At 53.2% G+C, this 11,232-nt stretch carries 11 protein-coding genes; 4 read left to right on the top strand and 7 right to left on the bottom strand.

Features of this window, described 5'->3' with window-relative positions; all coding sequences use genetic code 11:
- Positions 1–4 precede the first annotated feature (4 nt).
- Positions 5–901 carry an archaetidylserine decarboxylase gene (gene asd / locus QEH53_RS07355; RefSeq protein WP_309022508.1) on the top strand — a complete coding sequence of 299 codons (897 nt, stop codon included), beginning with the start codon at positions 5–7 and terminating at the stop codon, positions 899–901.
- Between the two features lie 83 nt (positions 902–984).
- Here asd and QEH53_RS07350 read toward each other — a convergent pair whose 3' ends face one another.
- The 3 genes from QEH53_RS07350 to QEH53_RS07340 form a co-directional block, all read right to left on the bottom strand.
- The gene (locus tag QEH53_RS07350; protein ID WP_309022507.1) at positions 985–1,533 is read right to left on the bottom strand and encodes a hypothetical protein; all 549 of its coding nucleotides are present in this window, start codon (positions 1,531–1,533) and stop codon (positions 985–987) included.
- A gap of 26 nt (positions 1,534–1,559) precedes the next feature.
- Positions 1,560–2,846, bottom strand: coding sequence for an anaerobic sulfatase maturase (locus QEH53_RS07345; RefSeq protein WP_309022506.1), 1,287 nt, complete (start codon positions 2,844–2,846; stop codon positions 1,560–1,562).
- 199 nt (positions 2,847–3,045) lie between these two features.
- The gene (locus QEH53_RS07340; protein WP_309022505.1) at positions 3,046–3,777 is read right to left on the bottom strand and encodes a hypothetical protein; all 732 of its coding nucleotides are present in this window, start codon (positions 3,775–3,777) and stop codon (positions 3,046–3,048) included.
- Positions 3,778–4,045: 268 nt separating this feature from the next.
- On the opposite strand from QEH53_RS07340, the gene QEH53_RS07335 reads away from it, so the two are divergent.
- A complete protein-coding gene (locus QEH53_RS07335; RefSeq protein WP_309022504.1) occupies positions 4,046–4,645 on the top strand; it encodes a hypothetical protein in 600 nt (199 codons plus the stop codon).
- Between the two features lie 63 nt (positions 4,646–4,708).
- Here the strand turns inward: QEH53_RS07335 and QEH53_RS07330 are convergent, their stop codons facing one another.
- Genes QEH53_RS07330 through QEH53_RS07320 form a run of 3 tightly spaced genes read right to left on the bottom strand, consistent with a single transcriptional unit; the run spans position 4,709 to position 8,114 of the window.
- On the bottom strand, positions 4,709–6,031 hold the full coding sequence (locus tag QEH53_RS07330; RefSeq protein ID WP_309022503.1) for a (Fe-S)-binding protein: 1,323 nt from the start codon (positions 6,029–6,031) through the stop codon (positions 4,709–4,711).
- Between the two features lie 25 nt (positions 6,032–6,056).
- The gene (locus QEH53_RS07325) at positions 6,057–7,424 is read right to left on the bottom strand and encodes an FAD-linked oxidase C-terminal domain-containing protein (RefSeq protein WP_309022502.1); all 1,368 of its coding nucleotides are present in this window, start codon (positions 7,422–7,424) and stop codon (positions 6,057–6,059) included.
- A 12-nt stretch (positions 7,425–7,436) separates the two neighbouring features.
- Entirely contained in the window at positions 7,437–8,114 is a 678-nt protein-coding gene (locus tag QEH53_RS07320) for an FCD domain-containing protein (protein WP_309022501.1), read from the bottom strand.
- Between the two features lie 256 nt (positions 8,115–8,370).
- Here QEH53_RS07320 and QEH53_RS07315 point away from each other — a divergent pair, with 256 nt between their 5' ends.
- Both QEH53_RS07315 and QEH53_RS07310 read left to right on the top strand, forming a co-directional pair.
- Entirely contained in the window at positions 8,371–9,450 is a 1,080-nt protein-coding gene (locus QEH53_RS07315; protein ID WP_309022500.1) for a Gfo/Idh/MocA family oxidoreductase, read from the top strand.
- A 26-nt stretch (positions 9,451–9,476) separates the two neighbouring features.
- Positions 9,477–10,382 carry a sugar phosphate isomerase/epimerase family protein gene (locus tag QEH53_RS07310; protein WP_309022499.1) on the top strand — a complete coding sequence of 302 codons (906 nt, stop codon included), beginning with the start codon at positions 9,477–9,479 and terminating at the stop codon, positions 10,380–10,382.
- Between the two features lie 103 nt (positions 10,383–10,485).
- Here QEH53_RS07310 and QEH53_RS07305 read toward each other — a convergent pair whose 3' ends face one another.
- Complete coding sequence (locus QEH53_RS07305; protein ID WP_309022498.1) at positions 10,486–11,211, bottom strand: alpha/beta fold hydrolase; 726 nt, start codon at positions 11,209–11,211, stop codon at positions 10,486–10,488.
- Positions 11,212–11,232 lie beyond the last annotated feature (21 nt).

The following is an 11,232-nucleotide window of genomic DNA, read 5'->3' as shown; positions in this document are numbered from 1 at the left end:
AAGCATGTCAGACATTAGATTTTATAACCGCTACAGTGGGCAGGAAGAAACCGAAGTCGTTTACGGCGAGGGCTTCCTTCGCTGGACCTACGAGACGACAATGGGGAAGATCGGACTCTGGGTCTTAGCAAAACGGGTGATCTTTTCGCATTGGTACGGCTGGCGTATGAATAAAGATGTCAGTGCAGAACGAATACGCCCCTTTATCGAGCATTACCGTCTAGACGAAAATGAGTTCCTTGAGGCGACTGAATCGTATTCAAGCTTCAACGACTTCTTTTACCGAAAGCTCAAGGATTCTGCTCGACCTCTAGTGCGGGGCACGAATGAAATCGCTCTGCCGGCGGATGCCCGCCATTTAGGCGTTCCGAACCTAGGCGAGGTGGATGGCCTCTTCGCCAAAGGACAGTTTTTTGATCTCAAGGCGTTACTGGGAAGCGTGTCGTTATCTGATAACTACCCACGAGGCGCTGCGGTGATTTCTCGGCTTTGTCCCGTCGACTACCATCGCTACCATTCACCAGTAGCTGGACGGATCGTGGAGCAGCGTTTGATTAACGGGCCTCTTTTTAGCGTCAGCCCAATCGCGCTTCGCCAATCCATGGGCTACCTTTGGGAAAACAAGCGGATACTAACGGTCATCGAAACGCCGGACCTCGGGAAGGTATGTTTCGTAGCGATCGGGGCGACTTGCGTGGGGTCTATTTTTATGACTGCGAAGGAAGGCGAAACCGTCGAAAAAGGTGGCGAACTCGGGTACTTCGCTTTCGGCGGATCTTGTGTGATCACAATCTTCGAGCATGGTAGGGTAAAGCTTGCCGATGACCTTGTAGAGTACGGTTCCAAACAACTCGAGGTTTACGCCAGAGTTGGCGATTTGCTGGGAACGGCAGTTCAATAAATTTTGAAAGTGTAGTCGCTAAACGGTTACGGCTTGAAGATCTAGCGACCTCGCCACCGCTCGCGGCGGTTTTCCTTCTCCGTTCAGATCTGGCCTTCGATGGTTCGGTTTTTGATACCGAGCGTCTTTTCGATTTCCTTCTCGAGGTACAGCGCTTGGTTTTTGTCGGTGAGACCGATGAGCAGCTTTTTGTCGGTGCCGGACTTGTCGCGACTGACGAGGTCGTAGTAGTAGGTCTTCATGTTGTTGCGCTGGTGGACTCGCTCTTTGCTGTGGAGTTGGTCGATTTCGGAATTGGCTTGAACGTATGTACCCGACCAAGGGATTGGAGCGTGAGAGATGGTCAAGTTATTCGTATCGATGCGGATGTCGGTCTTGTTCAGGAAGTAGGCGAGGGTGAGATACGAAATACCTAGCCCAAACAAGAGGTGAATCATACCGAAAGCCAGGGTACCCCACTCCTCTTCCCGAATAGCGGCAGTAAACCACACCACGATAAACAGATCCCAAAACAACGAGAATGCTATGAGGAAGTAGGAAGGTCCGGAACGCCATGTGCGTCGAATCACTAGGGCCTCGCCGTCGGGGACGAGTTCGATGTTCTTAGGAAGTCGGGTTTTACTCTCTGTCATGTTGGGCGCTTTTTGAAAAGGTACCTTCACTTCATCGGCTTGTAGCCGGGGAGCTTCTTCGAGATAGCAAGCTCCATGACTTCGCTAGCGGGGCGGCGATTGCGGTTGAGGTGGGCCATCGCTCTCATCGGGACGTCGATGTGGTTGAAGAATTTGCGGTAGCCTTTGCAAAGGTAGTGAAGGCCGGGATCTCCGCTAGGCGTGTGCAAAAAGCGGTCCTTTGGGCAGCCGCCGTTGCAGGCAAAACGGACCTCACAGTCCAGGCAATACTGCGGAAGTGTATCCCGTTTGTTGAGTCCGAATTGCCGTTGCTTTGGCAGGCTTACGAGGTCGACCAATGGAGTGTCCTTGAGGTTGCCGAGCTTGTATTGTGGATACACGAAATGGTCGCAGGAGTAGAGATCGCCGTTGTGCTCGACTGCTAGGGCGTCCCCGCAGGTTTCGGCGTGCACGCAAATTCCGCCTGGAGTTCCGAGCCATTTGCTGAGGGCGGTTTCGAACATTTGTATAAAGGTAGTGCCGACGTCCTTGCGTATCCACTTATCAAATATCCTGATGTAGAAGTCGCCAAAGTCTTCGGGCAGAACACTCCACCCAAATACAGGGAGCTTCTCTTCGTGGTTGGCGCCCTCCTCCGGAGCGGCGAGGTCGAGCCCCCATTTCTTGGCTTGCTGCCCGGGGCGGCGTTCGACGATAGGGATGAACTGCTGAAATTCGCTGCCGATTTCTTTGAGGAATCGGTAGATTTCCAGCGGTTTTTTGGAGGTGACACGGTTGAGGCAGGTGAGGGTATTGAAGCGTACGCCGCCCTTCTGCAGGAACTCGATTCCACGCATAACGTCGTCGAAGGTTGAGTTGCCCTTCTTGTCGACCCGGTTGGCGTCGTGGATTTCCTTCGGACCGTCGATGGAGACTCCAACGAGAAAGTCGTTTTCTTTAAGAAATTGCGCCCATTCACCGTCGAGCAAGGTTGCGTTAGTCTGGAAGGCGTTTTCGATGGTCTTGCCGTTGGCGTACTGCTTTTGCAGCTGGACAACTTTGCGGAAGAATTCGACGCCGAGTAGGGTAGGTTCGCCGCCTTGCCAGGCGAAGCTGACGTGCGGAGTGGGCTGAGCCTCGATGTATTGGCGGATGTAGTTTTCCAGAACGTCCGGAGCCATACGCCATTTACCGTCCGTATAGAGGGCCTCCTTTTCCAAGTAGAAGCAGTATTTGCAATCCAGGTTGCAGATCGGACCAATCGGCTTGGTCATCACATGGAAAGGGGCTTTAGCAGTGGTCGACATTTGGGCTACGGATGCGTCAGAGAGCATAGAATCGCTTCCAATGGAGCGATAAAAAAATGGAACGCGAATCAGGTGACGCGTTGCGGGGGAGCAGGTTTGCTGCCGACACCCTTACCATCTCGCGCGGGAAGTAGAGGCAGGCTTTCCAAGAAGCGGTTGTTATTTCAGCTTCCTCGGAGTCAAGGTGTATCCAAAAAGGTGATATATTTGAACAAGTTTTAGCATCCTAAGACCTCGGTTTCCGCAGTATCCAACTCCTAACGAAAACGCCGATGAGGACGCCACCCGTTAGCACCCCCCAGAAGATGAAGGGACTTTGTTTCTCAAATCCGTGCTGTAGGTTCATGCCGAGTAGGGTCGCGAAGGCCATAACTGGAAATGTGAATGCCGCCAGTACATTTAGCTTATGTTGGGCAGCAGCGATTTCTTCCGAGCGCACGTACTGTTGTTCCGCTTTTTGGGCGATACGGAAATCGAGGGCGGCTCGAAGATCGGCTAGGAGGATTTCAAAGGCGCGGGAGACATCCATGGCCGCGTCTCGAACTCCGATAAAGTACCGGTAGTCTTTGCTCAACTCGCGGGCCTTTTGGATGGCATTGGCCATGTTTGCGGAGGAGCGCTTGAGCGGAGTAACAGCCTCGATAAGGTCGAAGAGCTCAGAGGCTCCGGAGTCGAGCTTGTAGCGGTTTTCCAGCTCTTCCCAGCGGGTCCGGTAGTCGGAGATCAGTTGGTCAAGTTTGGGGATTCCATCAGGGCTACCGTTACAAAGCAGCTTTTCGTCAGGCGTAAGGAGGAAGAGGATGTGCTCGCGCCGTAGGTCGTCCTCGTTGGGCGGACGGTGTAAGACGAGCAGAAGGTGTTCGGCTTCGGAAATGGCTCTCTGCGGACCGTAAGAGTCCTCGCTGAGCCGAGACTCTATTTCGGGAGGGAGTTGCCAGTCGTATGGTTTGCGGGGCATGGAGCGGAGTGATGATCGAATGCAGGAATGGGAGCAAGCTCCGAGGCAGGGCGATCCAGTAGGTGCGGAGGTTTAGATCCACTGGGTTTGATTCCCTTTGACCCTAGTTTACGAAGGACGGGTCGCACTCAGAGGAAGCAACCTCTGGCGAGTAGTTGCTTGGCGGTTCGCGTAACGGGGGAAAGTTGTTTAGCTAATCTAGTGCGAACAGAGATTGTTTTGAACTCATGCAACTGGGTTCGAAGTTTGCGCGTACCCAACGTATGTTATGCCGTCATCAAAGAAGTATACCAAATTGTCCCTAGGTCATTTATGCTCGCTCGCAGTTTTGTTCCTGATCGCGGGATGCGAAACGTTTCAGGAGAAGCCTGATAGCGATACTTTCATATTCTTGGAGCCAGGAGAGACCTTGTATGTGCGTATGACTATCGCCTCGGATCTGATGCTCGAGCAGCGTTTTCCTGATATAGCCGACTCTACAAAGGACCGTCGTTTTCGACAGTACCTCAACTCTATGGGGTCACTCGTGCAGTTGTATCGTTTGCCGGTGAATGTCCACCTCCTAGGCGAGCGAGAGCAGCCAGGCGACGGACCGTTGCTTGATATTTTCGCTACCAGATGGGAGCAAGATAGGATGGGTGAGATCACTGCTGTGATTCGAGCCAGACTTGAACGGTATGGTGAGGTGAATACACTCGGATCTTTCAGAAGTCGGGAAACCCCGAATATGATGAGCAATTACGAGCGTACGGAAGAAGTGTTCGTGAAAACGATGGAGGACACTCTCTCCGAGATGATGAGGGAATTGAACAACCACTTCGAAACGCCCGCTGAGGAAGCTTTTGTAGAGGAGCCGTTGGAACCCTAGGATTCTCTCAAGACTTCGTCCTGGGAGCTTCAGACGCAGGTTGTCGGCGAACGATGTTACTGGCTATCGTTTTGGAAGAGACTCAGAGGCTTGGGATCGGTAGGCCTCCGCTAGCAGCGTGATAGGGTGGGCGACCCGCTTCTCGAGTTGGCGGCCGTTGATACCATTTTGGATTTGCAGGTGACAGCCGGGGTTTGCGGTCGCTACGGTTTCCGATCGCGTCTTGGCAAGTTGGTCTAGTTTTCGGTCGAGCTGGCGCTGCGATTCCTCGGGCTGCGTGATATTGTAAATCCCCGCGCTTCCGCAGCAGTGGTTCGCTTCAGGGAGTTCTTCAAACTTAAGTCCCGGAATCAATTTCAGCAGGTCTCGTGGCTGTTGGCTGATCTTTTGACCGTGGCAAAGGTGGCAGGAATCGTGGTAGGTGACGTTCTGTTGCCCTGCCGTACTGGGAAAAGGGACTCGCTCGATCATAGTAAGGAATTCGTGGATATCCTTGAGTTTGCTATCCCAGAGGCTTGCTTTCTCGGCGTAGTCGGGATCGTCGGCCAGTAGGCGGTGGTAATGTTTGAGATGCGAGCCGCAGCCGCCAGCGTTTGAGATGATGGCGTCGAACGAGCCAAGGTCGTCGAACTGGTCGATCGTTTTTCGAGCGAGGTCCTTGGCGAGTTCGTGGGCTCCGTTGTGTCCGTGCAGGGATCCGCAACAGGGTTGAACTCGAGGGGTTACGACTTCGCATCGGTTGGCGAGAAGCACATCTACCGTGTCGCGATTTACATCGGAAAACGCTAGATCCTGCACGCAACCGGACAGGAAGCCGACCTTGTATCTCGATTCTCTTGGGATTTCGCGTTCCTTGATAATTGTATCGGAAAAGCAATGACAGATTTTGGGCGTCATCGGCTCGAGCTTAGCGAGCTCGGGCACGATCCAATTGAGGAGGCCTGATTTCCTAATGAGTTCGTCAAGCTTCAGCTGTTGATAGTGGTAAAGGAGACGTCCCGAGGCGCGAAGAAGACGGGGATGACTGAAGAGGACTTTTAGTGTCAACCAACGCCAAAAGCTGCGCTCCGGGGTATCAAGGATGCCTTCTTCCTCGACCTGCGCTCTAGCGTTTTCGAAGAGATTTGCATAGTCTACACCAGCTGGGCATGCCGTGGTGCAGGCGAGGCAGCCCAAGCAGTAATACATCTCCTCGCCGAAAGCCTCGCTGATTCGAAGTTCGTCGTCAGCGACTGCTCGCATCAGGGAGATACGCCCGCGTGGACTGTTCCGCTCTTTTTTGGTCGTGGTGTAGGTGGGGCAAACCGGTAGGCACATACCGCAGTGCATGCATTGCTGGAGGACAGAGTAGTCGAGCTCTTTGAGGAAGTTTTTTGCGGATAGCATGCGTTGGCTTGAGTTCCTTCGTGGGCTAGACGTCGAAGAGTTTACCTGGATTGAGCAAATTGTCAGGGTCGATGCTGCGCTTAATACTTTGCAGCAGAGGGTACGAAGCGTCGGCGAACTGGGCTGTGAGTTGCGCTTTTTTGGCTAGGCCGACTCCATGCTCTCCGGTGATCGTACCACCAACAGCTATCGTGTATTCAAAAATCTCGACCATGGCCAATTCGACTCGTTCGACCTCCTCCACGTCGCGCTCGTTGGTAAGGAAGGTCGGGTGTAGGTTTCCGTCCCCCATGTGTCCGAAGTTAGCGATGGTCAAGTGGTGCTTCTGGGCGACCGATTCGATGAAACGCACGGTTGATGCTAGTTCGCTTCGCGGAACCGTGACGTCCTCCAGAATTGTGGTAGGACGGATGCGAGCGAGCGCGGAAAAAGCGGACCGGCGAGCGGTTGCGAGTTGGACGGCCTCCTCGTTGTTAGCGGCGAGGCGAAGGCTGATGGCATGGTTTTTTTCAGCGATTTCCTGCATGCGCCTTGTTTCTTCCGTAACCACTGAAAGAGGACCATCGCTTTCCATAAGCAGGAGGGCCTTCGCCTCGATTGGAAGCCCGATTTTCGCGAAGTCCTCCACGCACCGTATTGTCGTTTGGTCGAGAAATTCTAGGGTGCAAGGAATTATCTTAGCTGCAATGATATCGGATACTGTTTGAGCCGCTTGTTCGATATCGTTGAACGTTGCCAGAAGCGTTTTCCTTGCTTGCGGCCGAGGGAGGAGACGTAGTAGTACTTTCGTTACAATCCCTAACGTGCCCTCGGATCCGATAAAGAGGTCTTTCAGCGAATAACCTGCAACATCCTTGACGCATTTGTTCCCAAGCCAGGCGGTTTCTCCATCTGGAAGGACGACTTCCATCCCCATTACATAGTTTCGAGTGACTCCATATTTGAGTCCCCGTAGTCCGCCCGAGTTGTTGGCAACATTTCCTCCGATGGTGGAGATCTTCATGGAACCGGGATCCGGCGGGTAGATGAGTCCCTCTGCAGCTGCTGCATCGTCGATCGCCTGAGTGAGAACACCTGCTTCCGCCATGAGGGTTAGATTGCGTGTATCTACCTCGAGGATACGGTCCATCCGCACCAAGCATACGACGATACCATTCGCTACAGGTATGGATCCGCCAGATAAACCGGTGCCAGAACCACGAGTGACGATCGGTGTTTTGTGAGCCTTGGCAAACTTTACGAGTGAGGCGACTTCCTGGACCGTTTCAGGAAAAACGACTGCTATCGCTTTTTCCTTGAGCATAGCGGTACCGTCGAATCCGTAAGGAATAAGGTCTTCGCGCTCGGTAAGAATTTGTTCGGGGCGAAGGAGTTTTTCGAGTTGGTCGCGCATCGAGTTATAAAATTAGTCGGAGGCAAGATGGGCTTCACTTGCGGCATTCACGTGTGTTTGCATAGCATTCTTGGCGGTCGCGGCATCGCCGCTTTCGATGGCGATGAGGATGGATTCGTGCTGATGTAGAGCAACGTTCACGCCGACTGCCGCGAGGGTGTGGGTGCGACTTTGTAGTTCAATATCGGCTACGGCTGACAGCATGAGCGAGAGTACTTGGTTTTGGGCGAGCTCTGCGAGCGTGCGGTGGAAGTCGATGTCGAACGTCACCTTATCCTCGTAAGTAGGTGCAGTTCGCATTCGGACGTGAATTGAACGCAAGCGAATCACGGTTTTAGGATCGGTAGCTGCGTTGAGGGCCGCCCAAGCCGCGATTTGCGGTTCGACTAAGCATCGCAGCTCCGCGAATTGCCGCTTTTGGTCCAGAACCGATGAAATCTCGTTCTCCAGAAGCGTTTTGATCGGAGCTGTCGGATGATGAACAACCTTTACTCCAACTCCATGTATGGGCTCGAGGTATCCCTGCATCTGCAACCGTTTGATGGCTTCACGAAGGAGGGGGCGGCTCACTTTCAACTCATTTGCCAAAGCGCGCTCGGGTGGCAGCCAATCACGTTCCGGTCCTGAGTATTCTTCCCGCAATACTTGTGTGACCGTGTCGATGCGTCCAAATCGTGTTGTCGGTTTCATCGATAAAAGCGTTTTTTTCAAACTACGTGGTATAATATAGTGGTCAGACCATTAGTAAAGAGGCCAGACCACTTTAACTTTCCTGTCAAGGAGCAGGACGGGGTGAAGTGGCTTGGAGGAGTTGGGGGGATCACGGATAGTATTACGAAAGCGAATACGGTTAAGCGATTAGGGGTAACCCGCAGGCGAGTTGAATGGATTTAGCCGAGTTTAGTTGACCGAGATGTGTCTCGAGGGTCTGGGAAAGAAATCAATTGTGCTGAGCAAGAAAGCCTGCGAGTTTCGCTGCTATATGGTTAAGTTGGCTGTAATCGGCACGGGTGGAATGGCCCACCATCAGGTGGAGTCCTTCCAAAAGATCGAGGGTTGTCGAGTAGTGGCGGCCTGCGATATCGACGAGAAACGAGTGTGCGAATTCGGAAAGAAATTCGGGCTCGAAGCACGATACACGGATGTGGATCGACTTTTTGAGGAGGTCGATTGCGACGCGGTTACCATTGTGGCTCCGGACGCGGCTCACCATCCTTTGACTCTCAAAGCGATCGCAGCTGGCAAGCATGTGCTTTGTGAAAAGCCGCTCGCCCTGTGTGCCAAAGATGCGCATGAGATGAGCACCGCAGCCGAGGCGGCTGGAGTGATCAACATGGTGAACTTTTCCTACCGTAATAGCTCCGCTATCCAGATGGCTTCTAAGTTAGCCCGTAGTGGTGAACTGGGTACGATTCGTCATGTTCATGCCCACTACCTTCAAGGTTGGTTGGCCCAGGATGATTGGGGCTTTTGGGAGACGAGCCCGCAGTGGCTGTGGCGACTGTCCACCAAAGCAGGTAGCATGGGCGTGCTGGGTGATATTGGTGTGCACATCTTGGACTTCGCTGGCATGCCTGTGGGATCCTATCGATCCGTGAACTGCAAGCTCAAGACCTTCGACAAAGGGGAAAACAACTTGATGGGTGGATACGAGTTGGATGCGAATGATTCGGCAATTATCACGGCCGAGTTCAGTAATGGTGCCTTGGCGACGATCCACACGACTCGCTGGGCACAGCCTCATTCGAATTCGCTGCGCCTCAACCTCTATGGTGACATGGCCTCCATCGAGATCGATCTGGATGAAAGTTACTCGACTTTGAAAATCAGCCGCATCCTAGGACGCAAGTCGATGCCTTGGGAAAAGCTGGATTGCGGAGCTACGCCTTCAAACTTCCAACGGTTTATTTTGGCGGTCGAGACCGGCGTGCAGGATCAGCCTGACTTCGCACGCGGCGCTGCTATCCAAAGCGTTCTAGACGCATGCTTCGAGTCGGATCGAAACGACAAGACGGTTGCACTTTGATCTTTAACGATACCCTGAAATTAGAAATGTCCGTAAACACCGAATACGATATACGAATTGGAACTTTGACCGGGAAAGGTGAACTCACGCCAGATTACATTAAAGCGATTTTGCCGCACGGGTTCGAGTGCTTCCAAGTAAACTTCTGGCAGACCCTAGCTGGAGTCAGTCTGGAGAAGCTCGCTCAAGATACGGAGAAAGCTCTGGACGGTAGCGATGCCATCGTGTCGACACTGGGGATCTATGGAAATCCATTAGGCGATTCGGAGTTGGACGAGCAGACGCGGGAAGGTTGGCGACAGTGTATCGAAAATGCTCACCTATTCGGGACGGATATCGTCTGTGGTTTTGCCGGCAGGGTGAAGGATGTGCCGGTGCCGGATTCGATTGGACGTTACGTGGAGGTTTTTGGAGAGTTATCAAAGCATGCTGCGGATAAGGGCGTCAAGATAGCCTTCGAGAATTGTCCGATGGGCGGCTCGTGGGAACGGGGAGACTGGAATATCGCTTTCAATCCCACGGCTTGGGAAATGATGTTCGATGCCCTTCCAGCAGAGAACGTCGGTCTGGAATGGGAGCCTTGCCATCAAATGGGGCAATTGATCGAACCTATGCCGCAGCTACGCAAATGGGTCGACAAAGTCTTTCACGTTCATGGCAAGGACGCTAGCAACTACCCGGAGGTGATAAGGGAGTTTGGGGTGGAAGGTCCTAAGCCGTTCTCGGAACATCGGCATCCAGGATTTGGAGACAGTAACTGGACAGACATCATCAGCGAACTGCGTCGTGGTGGATACAAGGGTACGATCGACATCGAGGGCTGGCACGATCCGATCTATAATGGCGAATTGGAAATGTCCGGTCAGGTGCATGCTCTAAACTACCTGAAAGCATGCCGAGGTAAGTTCGTCGCAAATCCCGAAGGGTTCTAGCTGATGGCGGCGCAAGGCCGCTTCCTACCGCTGGATCGATTAACCGTAGGTTGAAATGGCAAGTGGGGGAAGTTATAAAGAAGCTGCCCTATCTGGTGGATTGCTAGACTTTCAAGGCCCAATTTGTGAGGGCTTGGGTGGCCACTTCTCGAGCTCCGTCGAACGAGTGGTCTGCTCCTTCTATTTTTTTAAAGGTGACCTCTTCCTTTGAAAGTGCGGCGATGGATTCGCTGTCTTCGATGAGGACGACGTCGTCTTCCGTACCGTGCAATAGTAGCCAAGGAATGGATACTCGCTTTGCGGCCTCAATGACGCTTCCGACCGTTTCACAGAGATCGGTCATGAAGGCTTGGCTGAGCGGGTAACTTTCTTCATCCCACATGAGGCCTTGGTCAGGCGTTTCATCGCCAAATTCAGTGAGGGCGAATTTCTTTGTGTCGACCATTCCTGCGAGCGAGACTAGACGCTGGATGCGTGGATCGTTCGCTGCTCTCAGAACGCCGACCGCGCCTCCCATGGAGTGTCCGAGGTAGGCGATCTTTCGGTCGCCTATGGCGTCGAGCACGGAGCCAAGGTCTTCAACTTCCTTGCTGACGTTTGAATCCTCAAACCGGCCCTCCGAGTCGCCGTTTCCCGAAAAGGAGAAGGCGAGTGTATCGAATCCCGCTGCATTCAAGGCGGCTGCGGATTCGACTATGATCGGGCGATCTTTATTGCCGGTGACACCGTGTCCGAGGACGTAGAGCCATTCGGATGGAGCTTGAGGGTCGGCCTGTTGATAGCTGCAGTCCAGCCGCTCGCCTTGGTTGTTTTTGACTGTATCGAACATGTAAATACGGGGTTGAGTTAG

Source organism: Pelagicoccus sp. SDUM812002 (assembly GCF_031127835.1).
Taxonomy (GTDB): domain Bacteria; phylum Verrucomicrobiota; class Verrucomicrobiia; order Opitutales; family Opitutaceae; genus Pelagicoccus.
Note: the sequence above shows the minus strand (reverse complement) of the source record. Positions and strands in the feature narration are given on the sequence as shown.

Coding starts and splice junctions, on each gene's coding strand:
- QEH53_RS07345 (WP_309022506.1), bottom strand. CDS start 2,846: ATGCTCTCTGACGCATCCGTAGCCCAAATGTCGACCACTGCTAAAGCC.
- QEH53_RS07325 (WP_309022502.1), bottom strand. CDS start 7,424: ATGCGCGACCAACTCGAAAAACTCCTTCGCCCCGAACAAATTCTTACC.
- QEH53_RS07350 (WP_309022507.1), bottom strand. CDS start 1,533: ATGACAGAGAGTAAAACCCGACTTCCTAAGAACATCGAACTCGTCCCC.
- QEH53_RS07305 (WP_309022498.1), bottom strand. CDS start 11,211: ATGTTCGATACAGTCAAAAACAACCAAGGCGAGCGGCTGGACTGCAGC.
- QEH53_RS07320 (WP_309022501.1), bottom strand. CDS start 8,114: ATGAAACCGACAACACGATTTGGACGCATCGACACGGTCACACAAGTA.
- asd (WP_309022508.1), top strand. CDS start 5: ATGTCAGACATTAGATTTTATAACCGCTACAGTGGGCAGGAAGAAACC.
- QEH53_RS07330 (WP_309022503.1), bottom strand. CDS start 6,031: ATGCTATCCGCAAAAAACTTCCTCAAAGAGCTCGACTACTCTGTCCTC.
- QEH53_RS07310 (WP_309022499.1), top strand. CDS start 9,477: ATGTCCGTAAACACCGAATACGATATACGAATTGGAACTTTGACCGGG.
- QEH53_RS07340 (WP_309022505.1), bottom strand. CDS start 3,777: ATGCCCCGCAAACCATACGACTGGCAACTCCCTCCCGAAATAGAGTCT.
- QEH53_RS07335 (WP_309022504.1), top strand. CDS start 4,046: ATGCCGTCATCAAAGAAGTATACCAAATTGTCCCTAGGTCATTTATGC.